This is a genomic window from Cupriavidus sp. IDO (assembly GCF_000812465.1).
Lineage (GTDB): Bacteria > Pseudomonadota > Gammaproteobacteria > Burkholderiales > Burkholderiaceae > Cupriavidus.
In genome coordinates this window covers 42,177-65,877 of the sequence record NZ_JWMA01000174.1, presented here as the reverse complement: position 1 = coordinate 65,877, position 23,701 = coordinate 42,177, and the positions used below count along the sequence as shown (strand labels likewise).

25 protein-coding genes are annotated in these 23,701 nt (G+C 65.8%); 15 read left to right on the top strand and 10 right to left on the bottom strand.

Annotated features, from left to right (window positions below; genetic code table 11):
- The first annotated feature begins 2 nt into the window (after nucleotides 1–2).
- The 5 genes from RM96_RS31660 to RM96_RS31640 are packed head-to-tail and all read left to right on the top strand — an operon-like array spanning nucleotide 3 to nucleotide 5,156.
- Nucleotides 3–950, top strand: a complete 948-nt coding sequence (locus RM96_RS31660) for a respiratory chain complex I subunit 1 family protein (RefSeq protein ID WP_039015690.1) — start codon at nucleotides 3–5, stop codon at nucleotides 948–950.
- Nucleotides 951–961: 11 nt separating this feature from the next.
- A complete protein-coding gene (locus RM96_RS31655; RefSeq protein WP_039015689.1) occupies nucleotides 962–1,621 on the top strand; it encodes a formate hydrogenlyase in 660 nt (219 codons plus the stop codon).
- A 16-nt stretch (nucleotides 1,622–1,637) separates the two neighbouring features.
- Nucleotides 1,638–3,077: a hydrogenase 4 subunit F gene (locus RM96_RS31650; RefSeq protein WP_039015729.1), complete on the top strand. Its 1,440-nt coding sequence runs from the start codon at nucleotides 1,638–1,640 to the stop codon at nucleotides 3,075–3,077.
- Between the two features lie 4 nt (nucleotides 3,078–3,081).
- Nucleotides 3,082–4,632: a hydrogenase large subunit gene (locus RM96_RS31645; RefSeq protein ID WP_039015688.1), complete on the top strand. Its 1,551-nt coding sequence runs from the start codon at nucleotides 3,082–3,084 to the stop codon at nucleotides 4,630–4,632.
- Complete coding sequence (locus RM96_RS31640; protein ID WP_039015687.1) at nucleotides 4,632–5,156, top strand: NADH-quinone oxidoreductase subunit B family protein; 525 nt, start codon at nucleotides 4,632–4,634, stop codon at nucleotides 5,154–5,156. Before RM96_RS31645 ends, RM96_RS31640 begins: the two co-directional genes overlap by 1 nt.
- 90 nt (nucleotides 5,157–5,246) lie before the next feature.
- Here RM96_RS31640 and RM96_RS31635 read toward each other — a convergent pair whose 3' ends face one another.
- Nucleotides 5,247–5,450 (bottom strand): CopG family transcriptional regulator, encoded by a 204-nt coding sequence (locus tag RM96_RS31635; protein ID WP_039015686.1) that lies wholly within the window; start codon nucleotides 5,448–5,450, stop codon nucleotides 5,247–5,249.
- Between the two features lie 16 nt (nucleotides 5,451–5,466).
- Here RM96_RS31635 and RM96_RS38140 point away from each other — a divergent pair, with 16 nt between their 5' ends.
- The 7 genes from RM96_RS38140 (at nucleotide 5,467) to RM96_RS31605 (ending at nucleotide 11,558) form a co-directional block, all read left to right on the top strand.
- Entirely contained in the window at nucleotides 5,467–5,910 is a 444-nt protein-coding gene (locus RM96_RS38140; RefSeq protein ID WP_238587484.1) for an HPr family phosphocarrier protein, read from the top strand.
- Between the two features lie 12 nt (nucleotides 5,911–5,922).
- Complete coding sequence (locus RM96_RS31625) at nucleotides 5,923–6,753, top strand: fused MFS/spermidine synthase (protein WP_039015685.1); 831 nt, start codon at nucleotides 5,923–5,925, stop codon at nucleotides 6,751–6,753.
- 40 nt (nucleotides 6,754–6,793) lie between these two features.
- Nucleotides 6,794–7,945: a DUF1275 domain-containing transporter gene (locus tag RM96_RS31620; protein ID WP_039015684.1), complete on the top strand. Its 1,152-nt coding sequence runs from the start codon at nucleotides 6,794–6,796 to the stop codon at nucleotides 7,943–7,945.
- Between the two features lie 68 nt (nucleotides 7,946–8,013).
- Complete coding sequence (locus RM96_RS38135) at nucleotides 8,014–8,427, top strand: YkgJ family cysteine cluster protein (protein ID WP_338011443.1); 414 nt, start codon at nucleotides 8,014–8,016, stop codon at nucleotides 8,425–8,427.
- Between the two features lie 191 nt (nucleotides 8,428–8,618).
- Nucleotides 8,619–8,894, top strand: coding sequence for a helix-turn-helix transcriptional regulator (locus RM96_RS31615; protein WP_039015683.1), 276 nt, complete (start codon nucleotides 8,619–8,621; stop codon nucleotides 8,892–8,894).
- A gap of 4 nt (nucleotides 8,895–8,898) precedes the next feature.
- Nucleotides 8,899–10,245 (top strand): type II toxin-antitoxin system HipA family toxin, encoded by a 1,347-nt coding sequence (locus tag RM96_RS31610; protein WP_039015727.1) that lies wholly within the window; start codon nucleotides 8,899–8,901, stop codon nucleotides 10,243–10,245.
- A 242-nt stretch (nucleotides 10,246–10,487) separates the two neighbouring features.
- A complete protein-coding gene (locus RM96_RS31605; protein ID WP_039015682.1) occupies nucleotides 10,488–11,558 on the top strand; it encodes a BON domain-containing protein in 1,071 nt (356 codons plus the stop codon).
- 68 nt (nucleotides 11,559–11,626) lie between these two features.
- Here RM96_RS31605 and RM96_RS31600 read toward each other — a convergent pair whose 3' ends face one another.
- Complete coding sequence (locus tag RM96_RS31600; protein WP_039015681.1) at nucleotides 11,627–12,559, bottom strand: LysR substrate-binding domain-containing protein; 933 nt, start codon at nucleotides 12,557–12,559, stop codon at nucleotides 11,627–11,629.
- Between the two features lie 130 nt (nucleotides 12,560–12,689).
- On the opposite strand from RM96_RS31600, the gene RM96_RS31595 reads away from it, so the two are divergent.
- A complete protein-coding gene (locus RM96_RS31595; RefSeq protein WP_039015680.1) occupies nucleotides 12,690–14,150 on the top strand; it encodes an amidase in 1,461 nt (486 codons plus the stop codon).
- A gap of 47 nt (nucleotides 14,151–14,197) precedes the next feature.
- Nucleotides 14,198–15,184 (top strand): Bug family tripartite tricarboxylate transporter substrate binding protein, encoded by a 987-nt coding sequence (locus tag RM96_RS31590; protein ID WP_039015679.1) that lies wholly within the window; start codon nucleotides 14,198–14,200, stop codon nucleotides 15,182–15,184.
- A 6-nt stretch (nucleotides 15,185–15,190) separates the two neighbouring features.
- Here RM96_RS31590 and RM96_RS31585 read toward each other — a convergent pair whose 3' ends face one another.
- Genes RM96_RS31585 through RM96_RS31575 form a run of 3 tightly spaced genes read right to left on the bottom strand, consistent with a single transcriptional unit; the run spans nucleotide 15,191 to nucleotide 17,676 of the window.
- The gene (locus RM96_RS31585; protein WP_039015678.1) at nucleotides 15,191–16,180 is read right to left on the bottom strand and encodes a tripartite tricarboxylate transporter substrate binding protein; all 990 of its coding nucleotides are present in this window, start codon (nucleotides 16,178–16,180) and stop codon (nucleotides 15,191–15,193) included.
- Nucleotides 16,181–16,239: 59 nt separating this feature from the next.
- The gene (gene catC, locus RM96_RS31580) at nucleotides 16,240–16,518 is read right to left on the bottom strand and encodes a muconolactone Delta-isomerase (protein WP_039015677.1); all 279 of its coding nucleotides are present in this window, start codon (nucleotides 16,516–16,518) and stop codon (nucleotides 16,240–16,242) included.
- A 33-nt stretch (nucleotides 16,519–16,551) separates the two neighbouring features.
- Nucleotides 16,552–17,676: a muconate/chloromuconate family cycloisomerase gene (locus RM96_RS31575; protein WP_039015676.1), complete on the bottom strand. Its 1,125-nt coding sequence runs from the start codon at nucleotides 17,674–17,676 to the stop codon at nucleotides 16,552–16,554.
- A gap of 99 nt (nucleotides 17,677–17,775) precedes the next feature.
- On the opposite strand from RM96_RS31575, the gene RM96_RS31570 reads away from it, so the two are divergent.
- Nucleotides 17,776–18,699 carry a LysR family transcriptional regulator gene (locus tag RM96_RS31570; RefSeq protein WP_052279862.1) on the top strand — a complete coding sequence of 308 codons (924 nt, stop codon included), beginning with the start codon at nucleotides 17,776–17,778 and terminating at the stop codon, nucleotides 18,697–18,699.
- A gap of 83 nt (nucleotides 18,700–18,782) precedes the next feature.
- Here RM96_RS31570 and RM96_RS31565 read toward each other — a convergent pair whose 3' ends face one another.
- The 5 genes from RM96_RS31565 to catA all read right to left on the bottom strand — a co-directional run bounded on the left by RM96_RS31565 (nucleotide 18,783) and on the right by catA (nucleotide 23,600).
- On the bottom strand, nucleotides 18,783–19,568 hold the full coding sequence (locus RM96_RS31565; protein ID WP_039015725.1) for a 1,6-dihydroxycyclohexa-2,4-diene-1-carboxylate dehydrogenase: 786 nt from the start codon (nucleotides 19,566–19,568) through the stop codon (nucleotides 18,783–18,785).
- A 17-nt stretch (nucleotides 19,569–19,585) separates the two neighbouring features.
- Nucleotides 19,586–20,605 carry a benzoate 1,2-dioxygenase electron transfer component BenC gene (gene benC / locus RM96_RS31560; RefSeq protein ID WP_039015675.1) on the bottom strand — a complete coding sequence of 340 codons (1,020 nt, stop codon included), beginning with the start codon at nucleotides 20,603–20,605 and terminating at the stop codon, nucleotides 19,586–19,588.
- Nucleotides 20,606–20,626: 21 nt separating this feature from the next.
- Nucleotides 20,627–21,142, bottom strand: a complete 516-nt coding sequence (gene benB, locus RM96_RS31555) for a benzoate 1,2-dioxygenase small subunit (RefSeq protein WP_039015674.1) — start codon at nucleotides 21,140–21,142, stop codon at nucleotides 20,627–20,629.
- The gene (benA, locus tag RM96_RS31550; RefSeq protein WP_039015673.1) at nucleotides 21,139–22,572 is read right to left on the bottom strand and encodes a benzoate 1,2-dioxygenase large subunit; all 1,434 of its coding nucleotides are present in this window, start codon (nucleotides 22,570–22,572) and stop codon (nucleotides 21,139–21,141) included. Before benA ends, benB begins: the two co-directional genes overlap by 4 nt.
- Nucleotides 22,573–22,676: 104 nt before the next feature.
- Nucleotides 22,677–23,600, bottom strand: a complete 924-nt coding sequence (catA, locus tag RM96_RS31545) for a catechol 1,2-dioxygenase (protein ID WP_039015672.1) — start codon at nucleotides 23,598–23,600, stop codon at nucleotides 22,677–22,679.
- Nucleotides 23,601–23,701 lie beyond the last annotated feature (101 nt).

Genomic DNA, 23,701 nt, shown 5'->3' with positions numbered 1-23,701 from the left:
GCATGAACCTGACCGGGGCCCTGTCACAGCTATTCGAGATCGTGATCTCGATCACGCTGGCGCCGTTGCTGGCCGGATGGGTCAATCAGTGGCGGGCCTGGCTGCAGAACAAATCGGCGCCCAGCGTCTGGCAGCCATATCGAATGCTGCACAAGCTGTTCAACAAGGAATCGGTGGTCGCAGACAATGCTTCGCCGCTGTTCCGCGCCACGCCTTACGTAGTGTTCGGCTGCATGGCGCTCGCCTGCTCGATCATCCCTACCGTTTCCACCGATCTGCCACTGGCACCGGCCGCCGACGCGATCGCCCTGGTCGGCCTGTTCGCGCTGGCGCGGGTCTTTATCTCGCTGGCCGCGATGGACGTCGGCACCGCATTCGGAACCCTGGGTGCGCGGCGCGAGATGCTGATCGGCTTCCTGGCGGAACCGGCGCTGCTGATGGTGCTGTTCTCCGCCTCGCTGGTCTCCAAATCGACCTCGCTCACCACCATTGTCGAAACGATTGCTCACCGCGACCTGGCCATCTACCCGGGCCTGGCCTTTGCAGGCGTTGCGTTCACCATGGTATCGCTGGCGGAGAACGCCCGTATACCGGTCGACAATCCCGCCACCCACCTTGAGTTGACGATGATCCACGAGGCGCTGATCCTGGAATACTCGGGCCGGCATCTGGCGCTCCTCGAGTGGGCGGCAAGCCTGAAGCTGTTTGCCTATTCCTGCATCGGCCTGGCGCTGTTCTTTCCGTGGGGAATCGCTGAAGCGCAAGCTCCCCTGGCCATGCTGCTGGCGCTGCCCGCGCTGCTGTTCAAACTCATCGTGGGTGGAATCCTGCTCGCGGCGCTGGAGACGGCGAGCGCCAAGATGCGCATCTTCCGCGTGCCGGAGTTCCTGGCCACCGCCTTTCTGCTGGCGGTGATCGGCATGCTGGTCCACCTGCTGCTGGCTCACTGACGAACAGAACAATGACTGCGCTCCTTACCCAGTTCGTCAACCTGCTCGGCGCGGTGCTGCTGATCCTCGCCTTCGCCATGATCTCGCAGCGACGGATCCTTTCGCTGATCAACTTGTTTACGCTGCAGGGCGCGACCCTGGCGTTAGCCACCGCCGTTGTGGGCTACGTGACGGGCCAGCCGCACCTTTACCTGTCTGCCGGCCTGACCCTGATACTCAAGGTGTTGCTCATCCCCTATCTGCTGCACCGCGTTATCGATCGTCTCCAGATCCGCCGGGACGTCGAGACGCTGATCAACATTCCCACCACCATGCTGATCGGCATCCTGGTGGTGATCTTCGCCTTCAATCTCACCATGCCAATCTCGCGGCTGTCGCTGAAGCTGGCAAGCGGCACGCTGGGCATCGCGCTGGCCTGCGTGCTGTTGTCCTTCCTGATGATGATCACGCGCTCGAAGGCGGTGCCACAGGTCATCGGTTTCCTGGCAATGGAGAACGGCCTCTTCTTTGCAGCCACCGCCGCGACATATGGCATGCCGATGGTGGTCGAGCTGGGCATCGCGCTGGATGTGCTGATCGGCGTGCTGATCCTGGGTGTGTTCATGTTCCAGATCCGCGAGCAGTTCGACAGCCTGGACATCCGTCACCTTGAGAAGCTGAAGGAGGACTGAGTTGATTGCCTTGGCCATGTTGCTCGCAACCCCGCTCGCCGGCGGGCTGGCGCTGGCGCTGACGGGGCATCGCGAGCACGCGCGCGACATCAATGTCGCCTTCAGCCTGGGCACTTTCCTCGCCGCCTGCGTGCTGACGGCGCAGATCGTCGCCAATGGCCCCATGCTGGCATGGGGGCGCGAGTTCTACATCGATCCGCTGAACGCCTTTCTCGTTGCGCTGACTGCGTTCGTGGGCCTGACCACCTCGATCTTTTCGCGACCGTACATGCGGGTGGAGCACGACCACGGCAAGATGACGCCGCCGCGGCTGCGCCTGTACCACAGCATGTACCAGCTCTTCACCTTCACCATGCTGCTGGCGCTGACGACCAACAATATGGGCATCGTCTGGGTTGCGATGGAAGCCGCCACACTGACCACGGTGCTGCTGGTCAGCGTCTACCGCACCGCCGCCAGCCTCGAGGCGGCATGGAAGTACTTCATCCTGTGCGGGGTGGGGATTGCCCAGGCGCTGTTTGGCACGGTGCTGCTCTACATGGCCGCCGAGAAAGTCATCGGCCCGGAGGGTGGCGCGTTGCTGTGGACCAATCTGGACGCGGTCAAGCACCAGCTCGATCCCAACATCATCACGCTGGCGTTCGCCTTCCTGTTTATCGGCTATGGCACCAAGGTCGGCCTGGTCCCGCTGCACAACTGGCTGCCTGACGCCCACGCCGAGGGCCCGACCCCGGTGTCCGCCGTGCTCTCCGGGCTGCTGCTCAATGTGGCGCTCTATGCCGTGCTGCGCTGCAAGGTGCTGACCGATGCGGCACTGGGCAACCATCTCACCGGCCATCTGATGATGGGCTTCGGCCTGGTATCGGTGGTGGCGGCGGTCTTCTTCCTGATCCGGCAGCGCGACATCAAGCGCATGTTCGCGTATTCGTCCATCGAGCACATGGGCATGATGACCTTCGCCTTTGGCATGGGCGGACCGATCGCCAGCTATGCCGGCCTGTTGCACATGACGGTGCATTCGCTGGTCAAGTCGGCGATCTTCTTCGCCGTCGGCCACGCCACGCAGAAAGCGGGCACGCAAATCATGGACGACATCCGCGGGCTGATCCGTGTCAGCCCCACAGTCGGCTGGGGCCTGATGGTAGGCGCGCTCGCCATCCTGGGCATGCCGCCGTTCGGGGTCTTCGCCAGCGAGTTCCTGATCGTCACGACCGCCATGCGCGAGCAGCCGTGGGCCACGCCCTTCCTGCTGATCGCACTCGGCTTGGCATTCGCCGCTGTGTTCAGCCGGGTGCAACCGATGGTGTTCGGCGACACCACGCTCAAGCCGCTGGCGCATCCGCCAGCGCTGGTCCCGGTGTTCACGCACCTCGCTTTGGGGCTGATGCTGGGCCTCTATATTCCGCCCTATCTCAACACCTGGTACCGGCAGGCAGCCGCAATGCTTGGGAGCTGAACCGATGACACCGTCAGATCTCAGCCTCGCTTTGGACCGGCTGCCCGCGCCGCTGCCAGTCTGGCATGGCCAGGTCGGGCAAGACGGCTGGTTCGCTACGGCCCGTGCGGTGGCGGACGCGGACGGGCGCCTCGTCGCGCTATGGGGCGTCGACCGGCGTGCCATCGGCGGTACGTTGGCGGCATGCGTGACGTACGCCACGCCGCGGGGACTGATATGGCTCGAACTACGGCTTGATGGCGTCGCGCTGTCTGTGCCGGATCTGACCAGCATATTCCCATGCGCAGGCCGCATGCAGCGTGCCATGACCGACCTGGTGGGTATCGCCGTGCAGGACAGCCGCGATGCCCGCCCCTGGCTGGACCACGGCCTGTGGTCGCCAGGGACACGACCGCTGGCAAGCGGAGCACAGGTGGGTGCGGCCACGGCTGGCACACTGCCCGCCGACTATCCTTTCGTGCGCGTGGAGGGCGACGGGGTACACGAGATCGCCGTCGGCCCGGTGCATGCCGGCATCATTGAACCCGGCCACTTCCGCTTTTCCGTGGTCGGCGAGAAGGTGCTGCGGCTGGAAGAACACCTGGGCTACACACACAAGGGCATCGAGCGGCGTTTCACCGAGCTCGCGCCGCTCGAGGGCTACCGGCTGGCCGGCCGGGTCTCGGGCGATTCCACCGTGGCTTATGCCTGGGCCTATTGCATGGCGCTGGAGTCTGCCTGGGACTGCGCGCCCCCGCCGCGGGCAAACTGGCTGCGTGCCCTGATGCTCGAGCGTGAGCGAGTGGCCAATCACCTGGGTGACCTGGGGGCGCTGGGCAACGACGCGGGGCTGGCTTTCGGCCTGGCGCAATTCTCGCGCCTGCGCGAAGACTGGCAGCGGCTGTCAGGAGAGGCTTTCGGCCACCGGCTGATGATGGACGCCATAGTACCGGGCGGCGTTGCGCACGACTTGACGCCAGCCATGCTTGAGCGCTTGCGGAAGCAGTGCGACGACATCGAGCGGGAAGTCCGCGTACTGCGTGCGGTGTACGACGAACATGCGGGCCTGCAGGACCGCTTTCTCGGGGCGGGCCGCGTCTCGCCACAGCTTGCCGCCCAGCTTGGGCTGACCGGGCTCGCCGGGCGTGCCAGCGGCCGAGCGGCGGACCTGCGCTGCGACCATGCCTGGCCGCCCTACGATAGCCTCGCCGTGAAACTGGTCACGCACCGCGGCGGCGACGTTGCTGCCCGCGTGGCGGTGCGGTTCGATGAGGCGCTGGAGTCGCTGCGACTGATCCGTGCCATCTGTGCAGGCTTGCCGGACGGGGCCACGCGAATCGCGCTGCAAGCGCCCGCCGGCGCCGCCACCGGGGCAGGATGGGTGGAGGGCTGGCGTGGCGAAGTCCTCGTCGCGCTCGAACTCGCCGATGACGGCCGCATCCTCCGCTGCCATTGCCACGACCCTTCGTGGCAAAACTGGCCGGTGCTCGAACACGCCATCATTGGCAACATCGTGCCGGACTTTCCGCTGATCAACAAATCCTTCAACCTCAGCTATGCGGGGCACGACCTTTGATGTGGCAAATTCTCAAGCAGATCGTCCGCACCGGCATTGTTACTGAGCCGGCGCCGCCCACCGCCGGCGAGGCCGCCTCCTCTATCCAGCGCATCCACCGCGAACTGCTCGACATTCTGGGCCGGGCGCTGACGATCCGGCAGGTCGACGCAGGTTCGTGCAATGGCTGCGAGCTGGAAATCCACGCACTCGGCAATCCTTACTACAACATCGAAGGCCTGGGCATCAAATTCGTCGCCAGCCCGCGCCATGCCGACATGCTGCTGGTGACCGGGCCCGTTTCGCGTCATATGGAGGAGGCCCTGCGGCGCACTTACGCGGCAACCCCGGAGCCGAAACTGGTGGTGGCGGTAGGCGACTGCGGTTGCACCGGCGGGATCTTCGGCGAGAGCTATGCGAGCTGCGGCGGTGTCGCCAATGTGATCCCGGTCGACGTAACCGTGCCCGGCTGTCCACCGCCGCCCATAGAGATCCTGCGTGGAATTCTTAGCGCCGTGCGGCAGACCGATTCCGCACGGCGCTAGGTAGCTCGCGGGGTAGCACCGCATGCGTGCGATGCCCTGCAAATGGCCAGGTTGGGCCCAGCATCCAGGCTGATCCTTCCCTGCTACGTATCACTCACGTTCGTTCGCAGCCAACCTGGGTGCGCCGACCTTCGGCCTGGTGGCGTAGTCCACCTCGTGCTGCTGCAAATAGTCGCGAATCAGCTGGCGAACAACCTGAGATGGCGTCTGGTCTTGGGCGGCACACAGCGCCTCAAAGGCCTTCTTCTTCACCGGGTCGATCAATACGGTCAGACGGGCAGTCTTGGATTCCATGCGTTCTGGAGTGTCATTGTATTATAATGGCATTATCATTATATCTGACTACAAGACTCATTGCGCATCCCGCCTGCACGGCACAGCCGTGACTCCGGAAGCCTGGGATGATGAGACGCGTGCCAGGCAGCACAACACGCGGCATCAGTACAGATTGAGTCTTGAAGTTCACTCTCTTGAGGGCGCAGTGGTAGAAGTGACGATCGAGGTGACCGCCAGGAACGGGTTCCAGGGACGGAATTCCGCGCGGTTGGCGATTACGGCCAGTCAGTTCGAGTCCGAGATCCGGCTCACCAGCGACGCCTGGGTCGCAAATGCCAAGGACGTCATGGAGGTCATGCGGCTGTCCGCGAGGGTGGGGACGCGCGTGCGCATCCAGGCGGCCGGGCCGGACGAGGCCGCTGCCCTCGTCACCATCGCGGCATTGCTCAGGGATTGGGCGCTCCCTGAGCCTCTATAACGGAAACCAACAGTGCACGCCGACCGCACCTCATTCGAGGCCTATCTGGAATTCCTGGCCGAGGCGACCAACGACGGTACGCCCAAGGTGTTGGAAACCCAACACGCCCTGTCGCTGCATTTCGACGCGCTGGCCACCCAAAGCTTCATGTCGCGCAAGGATCCCGACAAGCTAGTGCTGGGTTATACGCGGACGATGATGGGATTCCTGCTATTGCACCCTACCCCTGCCAGAATCTCCATGATCGGCCTCGGTGGCGGTTCACTTGCCAAGTATTGCTACCGGCATCTGCCCAACACCAGGATTGTGGCAGTCGAAATCAACCCGGCGGTCATTGCCCTGCGCGAGCAGTTCCAGATTCCCTCGGACGATGAACGGCTCGAGGTGGTTTGTGCGGATGGCGCCGAGTATGTCGCGAACCAGGATGGACAACCGGACGTCATCCTGGTGGACGGATTCCTGGCTGACGGCATGCCGGTACAGCTTGGCACCGCGGACTTCTATGCCGCCTGTCATGCACGCCTGACCGATACCGGTGTGCTGGTCGCGAACTTTCTTGAAAGCGATCCCGATATTCCGCTCTACCTGGAGGAAGTCGGCGCCGTGTTCGGTCGCTCGATATCGCTTTCCCTTTCCGAGGACAGTTGCAACTACACGCTGTTCGCCTGGAAAGGAGCACACAAACTGCCCTCCCTGGATGCACTGATGGCCCGTGCGCGCATCCTGGAAACTGCGCATCCACTGAACCTGACTACGGCCGCCCGCCGCCTGAAGCGCGGCGAGCGCATTGCGTCGGATCGCGCCTCCTGGCCCAGGCCGGGAAGGCTGCAGGTCCGGTATTGACAAGCCCCCTCCCCGCGCAAGCCTCCTGACCAACGCAACCATGCCAATCCTGTATTTGCGTAAGCTCACCGGGAAGGAGCGTAGTCCCGGAAGCAATCGGCAACTGGCCTGCTACCTGGCCTTTGTTGCCGGAGCGACCAACGCGGGCGGCTTCCTGGCCGTGCAGCAGTACACCTCGCACATGTCGGGCATTGTATCCGCCATGGCCGACAACCTGGCGCTTGGCAGCCTCTGGCTGATGCTGGACGGCCTGGGGGCCCTGCTGTCGTTTCTGGCGGGTGCCGCCACCTCAGCGGTGCTGATCAACTGGGGGCGGCGCGAGCAGCTGCATAGCGAATATGCATTGCCGCTGATGCTGGAAGCCGCCCTGTTGGTGTGTTTTGGCCTGCTCGGAAGCAATCTCGAGCACCACGAATGGTTGTTCGTGCCGGCCACGGTCATGGTGCTGTGTTTCATCATGGGCTTGCAGAATGCCATGGTCACCAAGCTGTCTAACGCCGAGATCCGCACCACGCATGTCACCGGCATGGTCACCGACATCGGCATCGAACTAGGCAAGCTGTTCTACTGGAACCTGTCCAGAGCCGATTCGAGCAAGCCACTGGTGCTCGCCAATCGGCACAAACTACGGGTACTCATCACCCTGGTCGCATTGTTCTTTTCCGGTGGCGTGATTGGTGCCCTGGGGTTCAAGCACGTCGGGTTCAGCGCCACGCTTGCGCTGGCAACGCTGCTACTCGCCCTCGCCGCGGTCCCGGTGCTGGACGATGTGCGTCTGCACTTGTGGCGCCGGGACCTTCTGCCTCATTTGGCCGCCCGTTCCCGGCGCTGGGCTCGCGCAGTCAAGGAAGATGCGCACGCGGTATGGCTGGCCGCGCAAGATCCCCGCACGCCATGGTATGCGAAAGCACTGGCCTTGCCGGTGGCCGCTTATGCCTTGTCGCCCATTGACCTGATTCCCGATTTCATTCCGGTGCTCGGCTATCTGGATGACGTGGTAGTGGTGCCTCTCGGCTTGTTGCTGGCAATACGGTGGATTCCGATCGAGGTGATGCGCGAGCATCGCGCGGCGGCCGCGGCGGCCGCCAACCGCCCTGTCAACCACGCTGCGGCGCTGGTGATCGTGACGCTCTGGGCCATTGCCGCGGTGTTGGCATCGGTCTGGCTAGCGCGGCATTTGTCCGGGCTGTGAGGTACCTGAAACGAGGCGCTTGGCAAAGAGCGTGGTTTCCTGACGCGTGGTGTCGACGCACATTTGAGATGAACGTAGCACGCAACCTCCGCAGCCTCGGCTCGCCCTTCGCCGACTGCCTGATACCTGCACCAATGAATAGTCAAAAGATCAGATTTTTTCGCTCACGAATTCCCACATTCGAGTGCACCCCTGGATGTCATGACTGTTGTGGGCCCGTAACAACCTCAACGGAAGAGATGTCGAGGCTTCCCGTTAAGAGCGATGCCGAGCACGAGACTGCGCTCGCAAATCTGAGTTGCCCTCATCTTGATACCAAGGGATGCAGCGTGTATTCGGAGCGCCCGTTGATTTGTCGCTTGTTTGGAACGACCCCAAGGCTTGCCTGCCCGAACGGAAACCGGCCGGACAAAATGATCGATCCGGACATTGAACAAGAGATTCAGCGCTTCTTTCGAGAAGCGCGTCACGTGCTGGTCTGAGGAGCGAGGCCACCGGCGATAACAACGAAGCGCAGGCAACTCTCTATCGGCGTGTTGCATGGCGTCCATGGGTCCAGGCCGATTTCTGACAAATACAACTCACTGGCTGTATTCTGGAAATACAAACCACATTGCGTATTTCTAAAATACAAACTATGATTTGTATATCATGAATACAGCCTAAGACTTGTATGACGGACTATATCCTGCGCACTCCCGAGCAGCTTTCGACACTTCTGCAGGCGTTCCGGAAGGATGCGGGCATGACTCAGGCGCAAGTGGCGAGCCGCCTGGGCGTCACACAGCAGACTCTGTCCGCGCTCGAGCGCAATGCCGAAGCGGTGAGTACCGGCCGGCTGATGCGTTTGCTGGCGATCCTCGGGGTGGAGCTAGTGTTGCGCAAGGATGGTCCCGCCGCTGTGGTATCAGGATCTCCCTCGGGCGCTCCGTCCGACCAGCCGTGGTGACGTGATGGGTCGTCGTTCGCATACCCGGGCCCTGGGTCTATGGATGAACGGTGTCCATGTCGGGACCTGGCAATTGCATCCGCACCAGGGCGATATCCTCGCGTATTCGCCGGACTGGGTTGCCTCGGCGCAGGGCCGGCCCCTGTCGCTGTCGTTGCCGTTCACCCCTGGGAATACGCCTCTGCGTGGTGAGAAGGTACGGTCGTACTTCGACAACCTGCTCCCGGATAGCCTGGCAATCCGGGAGCGAATCGCACGCCGGTTCCAGGCCAGGACCACCGATGCCTTCGACTTGCTGGCGCAGATTGGCCGGGACTGCGTCGGCGCTCTGCAAATCCTCCCGGACGGCGCCATCCCTGCGGGGGTCCAGCGCGTGGAGGCGCAAGCCATCAGCGAGCAGGAGGTCGCACAGGTCCTGCGCGCGACCGTAGCGCCCCCACCGCCTGGCGGGATCCCTGCCGATGACGAGGACTTCCGTATTTCCATCGCCGGCGCTCAGGAGAAGACCGCGTTTCTGCTGAACGAAGGCCAGTGGTGCCGGCCGCACGGCTCCACGCCGACCACTCATATCTTCAAGCTGCCGATGGGGTTGGTCGGCAATATGAAGTTCGACCTGACCGAGTCGGTGGAAAACGAGTGGCTCTGCTCCCTGATCCTGAGGGCCTATGGGTTGCCCGTTGCAAACTGCGAGCCGCTGCGCTTTGAAGACCAGAAGGTGCTCTGCGTGGAGCGGTTTGACCGCCGCTGGTGGGAGCGCGGGGGCCGATGGCTCATTCGCCTGCCCCAGGAAGATATGTGCCAGGCGACTGGGACGCCGCCACATCTGAAGTATGAATCCGACGGCGGTCCAGGGGTCAGCCAGATCATGGCGCTGCTGGATGGCTCCATGCACCGGGACGCCGACAGGCAGCAATTCTTCCAGGCGCAGGTCCTGTTCTGGATGCTGTGCGCGACCGACGGCCACGCCAAGAACTTCAGCCTGTTGCAGCGTCCGGGCGGCGCCTATGCGCTCACGCCGCTGTACGACGTGATGTCAGCCTACCCGCTGCTTGGCGAAGGGCCCGGAAAACTCTCGCCGTACGGGGCCAGGATGGCCATGGCCGTACGCTCGAAGAACGCGCACTGGAAGATGCGCGACATCCTGCGCCGGCACTGGCTGGGCGTGGGCCAGCGCCTCGGTATCGTCACGGCCGACGGCAATGACGCCGCTTTCGTCGTCGACGACCTGATCGCCCGCACACCGGGGGTTGTGCACGCGGTGCGCATTCAGCTGCCTGAAGACTTCCCCCCGAGACTGGCGGACAGCATCCTGGACGGCCTGCAGGCCGCGGCGAAGAAGCTGGCCGGTTAAGCCCGGGCAGGCAAAGGTAACTTCACGGGAAATGGCGCAATATCGACATGACAGCGCGCCTACCGGCAAGCCTTACAAGCTCTGCAAGGCTTGCACGGCTCCCACCGCCCCGGTGCCGCAACGGGCCGTGCCGCTGCACGGTACGAATCTTGCGGTTTCCTGAATACAGCGCCCGCGGGCCGCGTGCTTTTTGGCGTCGGTCTCCGCACATGGCGCCAGACTCACATTGTCAGGAAATCAGCATGAGCTACTACTACGACGAACGCCAACGCCGCCAGGCGTCGGACGACGACTGGCAGCCTGAATCCGAGCGCGAGCGCTGGCTGGCGCAGCGCCGGCGCCAGCAGATGACCCCGGGCCAGACCAGCTACGGTGGCCCCGCCCGCCCGCCTGAAGGCTACAGCGAGCAGTACGGTGCGGGCCGTTATCCCGAACGGCCGTCGGGCCGAGGCTATGAGAGCCGCTATGGCAGCCGCGACGAGGATCGCTATGGCGGCCGCTACGGCAGCCAGGATGATGGCCGCTATGGCCGTCGCGAAGAAGGCCGCGCGATGCGGCGCGAGATGGGCCGCCCGGGTGGCGGCTACGGCAGCAACCTGCGCTATGGCCTGAATGGCGGCTACGGGAACGGCGCCTATGGCTATGGCTGGGAACGCGCCAGCGAATGGCGCGATCCGCGGGCATGGCAGCGCGATGACGAGTACGCCGAGCGCCAGTGGCGCGAAAGCTCGGACCGCGCACGCGAACCGGCACGCGCCGGCGGCCACGATCCCGCCTTCAGCGAACTGCGCAGCGACACCCGCTACTGGACCGAACCACGCGGCGACTGGGACGAAGACCAGCGCTACGGCCGCAGTTATAGCCGCGAAAGCGCGCTCCGCCGCGGCTGGGAGGTCGATGACGACCGCAACGGCGAGCGCGAGGATCATGGCGTGCTCTACAACCTTGGCCGCCGTATCGGCGAGGCCGTGGGCGATCTGTTCGGCACCTCTGACGAGCACGAACACGAGCGCCGTGCCGGCCCGCGCGGCTACCAGCGCAGCGACGATCGCATCCGCGACCAGATCTGCGAGCGGCTCACCTATGCGCGCGGTGTTGACGTCAGCGACGTCAGCGTGGACGTGAGCAACGGCGTGGTGTCGCTGTCTGGCACCGTGCGCGACCGCAGCCAGAAGTACTACATCGAAGATATCGCCGACGGTACCTATGGTGTCACCGAAGTCAACAACGACATCCACGTGCGGCGCGAAGGGACTGGCATGACTGGCGCGCCGGGCAGCACCGACGTGTCGGGCAGCACCTGGCGCGCCTGATGCGCTGACGGGCCGGCCACGACGCGGCGCCAGCACGCGGCTTAGCGAGTGCGCGTGCAGTGCGGCGCCTACGCGCCAGCACTCGCCGCGCCCGCCTCGGCCGCCAGGCGCTCGCGGATAAAGCTGAGGAAAGCGCGCACGCCCTCGGGCAGCGTGCGCCCGGCCAGCGTCTGCAGTTCGATGGCGCGGCTCTTCATGCCGCGCTCGCGGATCGCTGCGGCGTGCAGCTCGCCGCGGCGCAGCCGGTCGCCGACCGTGACCGCGCCGGAGATCGACAGCCCGCCGCCGTGCAGCACGAAGTTGGTCAGCGTCTCGAAGTGGTTGGTGAGCAGCACCGGCTCGAACACGATGCCGCGCTCGCCGCAGGCGATGTCGAACAGCTGCCGCACGGTGTTGTCGCCCTCTGGCAATGCAAGCGGATACGGCTGCATCTGCGCCAGCGTCACGCTGCGAAAGCGCGCCAGCGGATGGTCCGGGCGCATGATGGCAATCACCGGCGCGGACTGGCGATGCTCGACGCGAATGCCCTGCTCCGCCGCGCGGCTGTAGGTGATGCCGATATCGGCGTCGCCATGCAGCACGATGCCGGTGACCTCGGCCGGCGGCGCCACGCGCACATGGAATTGCAGCCCCGGATAGCGCTGGCGGAACTCGGCAATGATGCGCGGCAGGAACTCGATGGCAAACCCGGCCGAACTGGCCACGCGCACCCGGCCCCGGCGCAGACCCTGCAAGGCGGCAATCTCCGACACCACACGATCCGCCTCGAGCGCGCCGCGCAGCGCATAGGCGGCGAGCAGCTCGCCGGCGGCACTGGCCACCATGCCGCGCGGCCGGCGATCAAACAGCGGCACGCCCAGTAGCGCTTCCAGCGCAGCCACCTGGCGGCTCACTGCCGAAACGGTGACGTTCAGCCGCTGCGCGGCGTCGGTCAGGGAACCGCTGCGCACCACTTCCAGGAAATAGCGCAGCGAGGTGTCTTGCAGACGGTGCGACAGCATGGGCGGGCTCCGGATTCCAGCGCGTGGCGGTTTGCGTTTTACGCAAGGATATTTGAAAAAATCATCGATTGCAGGAAACCCAGCGGCGCCCGTATGCTTTTCCCCGACACCACAGGAGACAAAGCTGGACATGGCGCCCGATCCCACCGCTCCCCACGACTCCATCGTCGAACTCGACGCCGTCGCACTGTCGCGCGCCATCCATGCGCGCGAAGTTTCATGCGTGGAGGTGCTCGATGCCTTCCTCGGCCAGATCGACCGCCACAACCCGCGCGTCAATGCCATCGTCGCCCCGACCGACCGTCGCGCGCTGCGCGCGCAGGCGGCCGGGCTTGACGCCGAGCTTGCGCGCGGCGCCAGCCGGGGCCCGCTGCACGGCTTCCCGCAGGCGCCCAAGGACATCAGTCCGGCCGCGGGCATGGTCACCACGAAGGGCTCGCCGATCTTCGCCGGCCAGGTCAGCCAGGCCGACGCGGTGATCTTCGAGCGCATGCGTGCCGGCGGCGCGCTCTTTGTCGGACGCACCAACTCCCCGGAGTTCGGTCTCGGCGGCCATACCTACAACCCGGTCTACGGCACCACCCGCAACGCCTTCGACCCGGCCCGTTCGGCAGGCGGCAGCAGCGGCGGCGCGGCGGTGGCCGTGGCGCTGCGCATGCTGCCGGTGGCCGACGGCTCGGACATGATGGGATCGTTGCGCACGCCGGCGGCGTTCAACCACGTCTATGGCCTGCGCACTTCGGTGGGCTGCGTGCCGCACGGGCCGGCCGACGAGGTGTTCTTCCAGCAGTTCAGCGTGGCCGGGCCGATGGCGCGCAACGTGACGGACCTGGCGCTGCTGCTGTCGGTACAGGCAGGCTTCGATGCGCGGTTGCCACTCACACGCCGCGCCGAGGCGCCGGGCACGTTCGTGCTGCCGCCCGAGCGCGACTGGAGCGGCGTGCGTATCGGCTGGCTCGGCGACCTTGGCGGCCACCTGCCCACCGACGCCGGCCTGCTCGACACTTGCATCACGGCGCTGTCCCACTTGCGCACGCTCGGCTGCACGGTCGATGCCGCATTGCCGGCATTCGACCTGGAGCGCCTGTGGCGTGCCTGGATCGACCTGCGCAGCTTCTCGGTGGCGGGCGCCAATGCCGCGCTGTACCACGACCCGGCCACGCGTGCCCTGCTCAAGCCCGAAGCGGTGTGGGAGATCGAACGCGGGCTGGCGCTGACTGGCACGCGCGTCTACGAGGCGCTGTGCGAGCGCAGCGCGTGGTACCAGGCCCTGCGCGCATTGTTCGAGCGCTTCGACTACCTGGTGCTGCCGGCTGCCCAGGTGTTCCCTTTCGATGCCGGCTGGGACTGGCCGCATGCCATCGACGGCCGCGACATGGACACCTATCATCGCTGGATGCAGGCAGTGGTGCCGGCCACGATGGCAGGGCTGCCCGCGCTGGCCGCGCCAGCCGGGTTCGGTTCGCAGGGTTTGCCCGCCGGCCTACAGATCATCGGGCCGGCGCAGGCCGACGCCGCGGTGCTGCAGCTCGGCCATGCCTATGACCAGGCCGGCGGTTTCTCGCGCGTGCGCAGCCCCTGGCTGGGCTGAGCGCCCCCTCCATTCGTATTCCACCACTGCCGGCAGGAGTGACTCCGATGACCGCAATGCCCCCGAAGCTCTATCTCGCATGCGCCGCGCTGACCGCGGCGTTCACCGTGGCTCCCGCGGCGGCACAGGCGCCGGCGTGGCCGGATCGCCCGATCCGGCTGGTGGTGCCTTTCGCCGCCGGCGGTGCCACCGACGTGCTGGGCCGCCTGCTCGCCGTCGGCCTTGGCGAAAAGCTGGGCCAGGCCGTGGTGGTCGAGAATAAGCCGGGCGCCAGCACGGTCATTGGCGCCACCCAGGTCGCCAAGGCCGCGCCCGACGGCTATACGCTGCTGCTCGCGGCCAGCACTACGCTGACGCTGAACCCGGCGATCCGGCACAACCTGGCCTATGACCCCATCAAGAGCTTCACGCCGCTGGGGCTGGTGGCGGACATGAGCCTGGTGCTGGTGGCCAGCCCGGACTCGCCGGTCAACTCGCTCAAGGACCTGGTGACGCAGGCCAAAGCCAACCCGGACAAGTTCTCCTACGGCTCGTTCGGCACCGGCTCGTCGGTGCACTTCGGCGGCGAGATGCTGAAGTCGGCCACCGGCATCCATATGGTCCACGTGCCCTTCAACGGCAGCGCGCCCAGCCTGACCGCGCTGGCAGGCGGCCAGGTCCAGGTGGCGGTCGATACCGTGGTAGCCAGCCTGCCGTTGATCAAGGGTGGGAAGATCCGGCCCCTGGCGGTGCTGTCGCCGCAGCGGCTGCCCGCGCTGCCGCAGGTGCCGACGGTGGCCGAGAGCGGCTACCCGGGCTTCCAGATGGGCACGTGGTTTGCGCTGCTGGCGCCCGCGGGCCTGCCGGCCCCGGTGCAGCAGAAACTGGAAAAAGCGCTGGCCGATGTCGCCAACGCGCCGGCCACCAGAACACGCATGGCGGAGCTGGCCCTGACGCCGGCCTATGGCAACGGCGCGGCAGTCAGGGCGCGCGTGGAGAAGGAGCTGCCGGAGATGCGGGCGGTGGCGGCACGGGCCGGAATTCGCGCCGAGTAAGGCTGCTCAGTCCGCGTGGATGCCGCGCTGGCGAATCAGCGTGCCCCATTTCTCTGTCTCGCGCGCGAGGTGGTCTCGCAGCACCGCCGGCGAACTGCCGATGGGCTCGGCGCCGATCAGTGCCAGGCGTTGCCGCACTGACGGCTTGCGCAGCGCTTCCAGCATGGCGTGGTTCAGGGTGTCGATGACCGCTGGCGGCGTCCTGGCGGGCACGAAAGCGGCAAACCAGGGGCTCAGCTCATAGCCCGGCAGGCCGGCTTCGGCCACCGTCGGCACGTTCGGCAGCGCGGCCGAGCGCCGGGCGGTCGTCACGGCGATCGCCGTCAGCTTGCCGGAGTCGATATGGGGCTTGGCGGAGGTGATGCTGTCGAACATGTAGTCAACCTGGCCGCCCAGCAAATCGGTCATGGCCGGGCCGCTGCCCTTGTATGGCACGTGCAGCAGGCTCACGCCGGCCATCGACGCAAACAGCTCGCCCGCCAGGTGAATGGAGGTGCCGTTGCCTGCCGATGCATAGGTGTATTTGCCCGGCTGCGCCTTGGCGGCGGCAATGACCTGGGCAACGGTCTTGACCGGCGTCCTGGCCTTGTTGGCAACCAGCACATTCGGCACGACAGCCAGCAGGGAGACCGGTGCAAAGTCCTTGACCGGATCGTAGTTGAGCCTGCCGTACAAGGCGGGGTTCACTGCCATGCCGTTGGCAACGATCATCAGGGTGTAGCCATCGGCCGGGGACTTTGCCACCATCTCCGCGCCGATATTGCCGCCGGCGCCGGGACGGTTCTCCACCACGATGGCCTGGCCCAGGGTCCGCGCCATGTCCTCGCCCAGCGTGCGGGCGATATTGTCCATCGCACCCCCGGCCGGGAATGGGACCACCCAGCGGATCGGATGGTCCGGGTAGGCAGCCTGCGCGCCCGAGGCGGCAATGCCCAGCAAAAGCGCCAGCACGGCGCGACCGCCCTGGCCCGACAATTTCTTCAGCGACAACCTCATGCTCTCCTCCATGCCAATGCGATTGGCCTTGTTCTAATGATTAACGTCCGGCCCGCCCTTCAGCGGATCGAGGACGGATGCCGGGCCAGCGGCGTGACCTGGATCTTCATGTACGGGAACAGCGGCAGGCCGGAGAGCAGGCCGTGCAGCTCATCATTCGATGCCACATCGAAGATGCTGTAGTTGGCGTACTCGCCTACCACGCGATACAGCTGCTGCCACTTGCCGTCGCGCTGCAGTTCCTGCGCGTAGGCCTTCTCGCGCGCCTTGATGTCGTCCGCCTGCGCGGCGGGCATATCGTGGGGCAGGTGCACGTCCATCCTGACTAGATACAACATGGTTACTCCTTGCAGATCCGGGCCGCGAGGACCCTATGCCTTGTCGCGGCGGTAAAAGGCCAGCTTGTCTTCGTCCAGCGTCAGCCCCAGCCCCGGCCCTTCGGGCAGGTGCAGGTCGAATTCGCGGTAGACGGGGCGCTGGGTGACAACATCGTCCTTGAGCAGAAGCGGCCCGAACAGCTCCGTGCCCCAGGCCAGTTCCGGCAGCGTGCAGAATCCGTGCGCCGCGGCAATGGTACCCACGCTGCCTTCCAGCATGGTGCCGCCGTACAGCGCGATCCCGGCGGCATCGCCCACTGCGGCGGTACGCAGCATGCCGAAGATGCCGCCCGACTTGGCGATCTTCAGGGCGAACACATCGGCGCCGGCAAGGCGCGCCAGTTCCATCGCGTCTTCCGGGCCGGACACGGCTTCATCGGCCATGATGGGCACCACGAACCGCGCTGCCAGGCGGGCCAGCGCGCGACGGTTCTCGCGCGGCACCGGCTGTTCGACCAGGTCAATGCCGGCCGCTTCCAGCATGGCGATACCCGTGGCGGCATCGGCCTCGTTCCAGGCCTGGTTCACGTCTACCGTGACGCGTGCGCGATCCCCCAGCGCACGCTTGATGGCGGACACATGCGCCACGTCATCGCGCACGCTGCGGCGACCGATCTTGAGCTTGAAAGTGTTATGCCTGCGCTGGGCCAGCAGCCCCTCGGCTTCTTCGATGTCGCGGCCGGTGTCACCGCTGGCCAGCGTCCACAGTGCGGGCAGGGTCGGACGCACCGCGCCGCCCAGCAATGTTGCCAACGGCACGCCCAGCCGTTTGGCCTGTGCATCGAGCAGTGCCGTCTCCAGCGCCGACTTGGCGAAGCGGTTGCCGCGCGCCACCTTGCCGAGCCGGGCCATGGCGGCATGCACGTTGCTTGCGTCCACGCCAGCCAGCGCCGGTGCCAGATAGGTATCGATGGCGAGCTTGATGCCTTCCGGGCTCTCTTCCCCGTAAGACAGGCCACCAATCGTCGTGGCCTCGCCGATCCCTTCGATACCGTCACTGCAACGCAAACGCACGATGACCAGCGTCTGCTGCTGCATGGTCGCCATGGCAAGCTGGTGGGCCCGGATAGTGGGCAGGTCGACCAGGATGGCCTCGATGCCGCTGACGGTAGCTTTCATACCTATTGGATTCCATCGGAGTATTGGGCACAGTATGTACCTTGACTTCATGCGCGTCCAAGACCGATGATGTCTCATTCAATACCTAGCAGGTATGCCATGGAACTCCGGCATTTACGCTACTTCCAGGTGGTGGCGCAGGAACTGAATGTGACGCGTGCTGCCTCGCGACTGCATATGGCGCAGCCGCCGCTGTCGCGCCAGATCCGCCAGTTCGAGGACGAACTGGGCGTCTCGCTCTTTGACCGCGGTAGCCGTGGACTGCAACTGACGGAGGCCGGCCGCTTCCTTCTGGAGCAATCCCTGCAACTGACGCAGCGGCTGGAAGAGACCATTGAAGGCACCCGGCGCATCGGCCGCAACGACAAGCGCTGGTTCGGCATCGGCTTCGTCCCTTCTGTGCTATATGGCTTCCTGCCGGAACTGATCCGCGAACTGCGGGGCGCCGATAGCCAGGTAGAGGTCGGCCTGTCGGAACTGATTACCGTCCAGCAAATCGAGGCACTCAAGGCCGGACGCATCGACATCGGCTTCGGGCGCATCCCGGTGAACGATCCGGCTATCGCGCGCCGTATTGTGATGGCGGAGCCATTGGTGGCCGCCATGCCAGCCTCGCAGCCGGCGCCGGACAACCAGCCGCTCTCGGCGGCCGCACTGGCCCGCCATCCCCTGATCCTCTACCCCGCCCGCCCGCGCCCCAGCTACGCCGACCACGTCCTGTCCCTGTTCCGCGCCCAGGGCCTGCAGCCGGGTGTCGTGCAGGAGGCCAACGAACTGCAGACCGCGCTCGGGCTGGTTGCCGCGGGCGTCGGCATCACGCTCGTGCCTGCATCCGTGCAGCGGCTGCACCGGGACGACGTGCGCTACCAGGCCATCGATGCCCCGGGCTTTGTGTCGCCGGTCATCATGAGCTATCGGGCGGAGGATCGCTCGCCCTTCCTGGCCAGGGCGGTGGCATGGGTAGAGAAGCAGGCGGGGAGTGGGCCAGGTGAGCAAGCCACTCAACAGGGGGAAGTTTCCTGAACCTGGCGCCGGCCCGGGGGCGCGCAGCCTTCCCGGTGGCGCTTTAGCAGGTGCTACCCCGCGGGGACGCCATGCCCGTCATGTCAGCCCTGATCCCCGCCGCCGACGGGCAGGACGGTGCCGGTGATGTACGAAGCTTCATCCGAGGCCAGGAACAAGATGGCATGCACCTGCTCGTCGATCGTGCCGTAGCGTTGCATCAGGCTGGAAGCCCTGGTCTGGTCGACGATGGCCTGGTACCAGATGGCTTCCTGCTCGCTCTGCGCTGCCATGTTGCGCGGGATCCTGCGCGGCGGCGCCTTGGTGCCGCCGGTGGCCACGGCATTGACGCGGATGCCTTCCCCCGCATGCTCGAAGGCAAGGCTCGCAGTCAGTGCGTTGACGCCGCCCTTGGCCGCCGCGTAGGGCACGCGGTGGATGCTGCGCGTGGCAATCGACGAGACGTTGACGATCACGCCGTACCGGCGTTCGACCATGCCGGGCAGCACCGCGCGGCAGCACCACAGCGTGGGGAAGAGTGAGCGCCGGATCTCGGCTTCGATCTGATCCTCTTCATAGGCCTGGAAGGGCTTGGCCCAGATCGTGCCGCCCACATTGTTGACCAGGATGTCGATACGGCCAAAGGCGGCTTCGGCTGCCTGCGCCATCTGCATGGCACCGGCATAGGTCTCCAGGTCGGCGTGCACGGCGATGGCCTGTCCACCAGCGGCGGCAATTTCGGCCGCGACTTCATCGACCAGCGCCGAGCGGTCGACCAGCGTCACCGAGGCGCCCTCGGCGGCGGCAGCAAGTGCCACGCCGCGGCCGATGCCCTGCGCGGCGCCGGTCACGATCATGGCTTTGCCGGCAAAGCGTGTAGCAGTTCTCATGTTGTCGCGCTCCTTGCTCATGCCGCGTTGCTGGCCGAGAACTTCTCGTAGTAGAAGCCGGCGGGCGTGATGCCGCTCTGCTGCAGCCAGCCACGCACAGCTTCCACCATCGCCACGGGACCACACAGGTAGATGTCGACATCGCCGCCGTTGAGCCATTCCGGTTCCACGTGGGCGGTGACATAGCCCTTGCGGGCGTGGTTGCTGGCAGGGTCCGCGACGCAGGTGCGGTATTCGAAGCCGGGCAAGGCCGCCTGGGCCGCATCGATGCGCGACAGCGCCACCAGGTCGATGTCGTTGGTGACCCCGTAGATCATGCGCACCGGCTGTGCGCAGCCGCTGGCGGCCAGCACATCGAGCATCGAGAGGAAGGGGGCGATGCCGGTGCCGCCGGCCAGGAACAGCACCGGCCGTGTCACCGCGCGCAGGTAGAAGCTGCCGTAGGGGCCCGAGAACGCCACGCGCTCGCCGGACCTGGCCTGGCTGGTCAGCCAGGTGCTCATCCGGCCTTCCGGCACGTTGCGCACCACGAAGCCGGTACGCGCACTGCCAGGCGCGGAGCTGAAGGAATAGGAGCGCGTCTGGCTGGTGCCCGGGATCTCGACATTGACATACTGGCCGGGCAGGAAGTCCAGGCCGGCGGCATCGTCCAGGTCGATGGCGAAGCCGATGGTCGAATCGGAGAGCGGCTCCAGCTCCGCCAGCGTCCCCTGGTAGGTGGTGACGCCGGTCTTGCACGCGGCCGACGAGGCCGGCACGCGAATCACGCAGTCCGAACGCGGGCGGGTCTGGCAGGCCAGCACGTAGCCCTGGCCAGCTTCCTCCGCCGTCAGCGCATCCTCGATATAGCTGGACTCGGGCAGGTCATAGCTGCCCGACTCGCACAACCCGCGGCAGGTGCCACAGGCGCCGTCGCGGCAGTCCAGCGGGATATTGATCTGCTGCCGGTAGGCGGCGTCGGACAGGGTCTCGTTCTCGCCGCAGGTGATGAAGCGGGTGACGCCGTCCTCGAATTGCAGGGCGATGGTGTGTTCCATGGCGCGTTCCTCCAGCCTGGATCAGATGTGATAGATGTCGATGACCTGGTTGATGTAGTCGTTCTTGAGCACGACGTACTTGTCCAGGATGCGTGGCTGCGCGCCGGAGAGGTCGAGCTTGTAGCGCGACATGCCGAAGTAGCTGTAGGTGGTCTGGTAGCGATGGCTCAGCGTGTGCCAGTTGAAGCGCACGGTGCAGGTGTCGCCGTCGATGCCAAGCAATTCGACGTTGCTCAGGTTGTGGCTGGTGCGCGTGTCCGGAATGGTGGCGCTGGAGCGCTCGGTCTTGATGCGGAACACGCGGTCTTCCAGGCCCTGGCGGGTCGGGTAATAGATCAGCGAGATCTCGCGCTGCGGGTCGGTGATCAGCTTGCCGTCGTCATCCCAGCATGGCATCCAGAACTTCGCGTCGGGGTGGTAGCACGCAAGCCATGCGTCCCACTCTTCGTCGTCGAGCAGGCGAGCCTCGCGGTACAGGAAGGACTGGATGGCGGCCAGGTCGACCGGCTTGTCGAGGGTGATGTCGGCGGTGCTCATGCTGCGCTCCCTGCGGCGGCGTCGGTGGCATTGGTGGCTTCGTTCGCGGCCGCGGCGGATTCCTCTGCCACGGCTTGCTTCATCACCTCCAGCCAGTAGCGGTGCTGCACCGTGTACAAACCCTCGTCCTCGGTGCGCACGCCGCTCATCACCGGCTTGAGCCCGATGCGCTGCGCGGCCTCGTCGGCACCGTCGATCCAGTGCTTCGCGCCGCGGCACATGTCGTTCCAGGCCAGTGCCTGGCCGGCGTAGCCCTGCTGGCACGCGCGGAATTCCTCGAGGTCGTCCGGCGTGGCCATGCCGCTGACGTTGAAGAAGTCTTCGTACTGGCGGATGCGGCGCGCGCGCGCCTCGTCGGATTCGCCCTTCGGCGCGATGCAGTAGATGGTGACCTCGGTCTTGTCGACGGCCAGCGGACGCAGCAGGCGGATCTGCGAGCCGAACTGGTCCATCAGGTAGACGTTGGGGTACAGGCACAGGTTGCGCGAGTTCTGGATCATCCAGTCCGCGGTTTCCGCGCCGCAGCGCCCGGCGAACTCCTCGCGGCGGCTGAAGTTGGGGCGGTCCTCCGGATTGGCCCAGCGCGACCACAGCAGCATGTGGCCATGCTCGAAGGCGTAGAAGCCGCCGCCCTGCTGCCCCCACTTGCCGGCGTCCATGGCGCGGATCTTGTCTTCCTGCGCGTTCGCCTGCTTGCGGTGGCTGGTGGTCGCGGCATAGTTCCAGTGCACCGCCGACACGTGGTAGCCGTCGGCGCCGTTCTCGGCCTGCAGCTTCCAGTTGCCCTCGAAGGTGTAGGTGGACGAGCCCCGCAGCACCTCGAGCCCGTCGGCCGACTGGTCGACGATCATGTCGATGATGCGGGCCGCTTCGCCGAGGAAGTCCTTCAGCGGCGGCACGTCCGCGTTCAGGCTGCCGAACAGGAAGCCGCGGTAGTTCTCGAAGCGCGCCACCTTCTTCAGGTCGTGCGAGCCTTCCTTGTTGAAGCAGTCAGGGTAGCCGGCGTTCTCGGGGTCCTTCACCTTCAGCAGCTTGCCGCTGTTGTTGAAGGTCCAGCCGTGGAACGGGCAGGTATAGGTGGCCTTGTTGCCGCGCTTGTGGCGGCACAGCATGGCGCCGCGATGGCTGCACGCGTTGATGAAGGCGTTCAGCTCGCCCTGGCGGTTGCGCGCAATTACCACCGGCTGGCGGCCGATATGGGTGGTGTAGTAATCGTTGTTGTTCGGGATCTGGCTTTCGTGGGCCAGGTAGATCCAGTTGCCCTCGAAGATGTGCTTCATCTCGAGTTCGAACAGGTCTTCGTCGGTGAAGGCCGCGCGGTGCAGCCGGTAGTCGCCGCTTGCCTTGTCTTCCACCAGGAAGGTATCCAGGTCGAGGCGCTTCGCGCCGGGGCGAACGGGGGCGGTGCCCTCCGGATAGATGGGGATCATGGAGTTGTCTCCTGCCGATGTCTTGTCGCCGGGGCGGCGCTGCGCATGGCGCTGCCGCCCGGACTGGATCTGCCGGCCCGCGCGGCGGGCGGCACTACGGAAAATCAGGCGGCGGCGCGCTGGCGCTCCACCTCGGCGGCGGGCGCGCCGGCCTGCTCCGGCAGCAGCCGGAAATCGAAGTCGATCGAGGCGAACGGCTTGTCCACGCCGTGCTTGTCGAGCGCGGCGGCGTCGGCGACGCGGGTCACCGCCGGCACCAGCCCCTCGCGGCTGGCGAAGGCGAAGTCATCCCACAGGTATTCGTCGCCGTCGATGTTGATCTGCGTGGTCAGCTTTCGATGGCCGTCCGCCGACACGAAGAAGTGGATGTGGGCCGGGCGCCGTCCGTGGCGCGCGAGCTGGTCCAGCAGGCGCTGGGTGGTGCCTTCCGGCGGGCAGCCGTAGCCGTTGGGCACGTTGCTGCGGAACTGGTAGCGGCCGTTGGCGTCTGTGACGATGGTGCGGCGCAGGTTGAAGTGCGACTGGGTCTTGTCGAAGAACGAGTAGTTGCCCATCAGGTTGGCGTGCCACACCTCGACCCTGGCGCCGGGCAGCGGCTTGCCGTCGGCGCCATACACCGTGCCCTGCATGAACAGGACTTCGCCCTTGCTGTCGTCGCTACCGTCGTCGAGCCGGGCAAAGCCGGTGCTTTCCGGGGCGCCGGCCACGTAGAGCGGGCCTTCGATGGTGCGCGGGGTGCCACCGGTCAGGCCGGCGCGGGCTTCGGCCTCGTCGGCGCGGACGTCGAGGAAGCGTTCCAGCCCCAGGCCGGCGGCGAGCAGGCCCAGCTCCTGGCTGGCGCCCGCCTCGGCGAAGTACTCGATGCCCTTCCAGACTTCGCTGGCGCTCAGGTCGAGGTCCTCGATCGCCTTGAACAAGTCCGCGGTCAGGCGGACGACCACCTGCTGCACGCGCGGGTCGGGGGTGCCTTGCGTGCCGGTGGCGACGATAAAGCTGTGGACCAGGGCGTCGATTTCCGAGTGAGTCATGAGGGTCTCCATATTTGTGGTGGGGTCCCGGTCCATGCTTTACAGGTATCAAGCTTGTCTTCCGGGCACGGATGGAGCATAGTCAACGGCAGTTTTGGCAG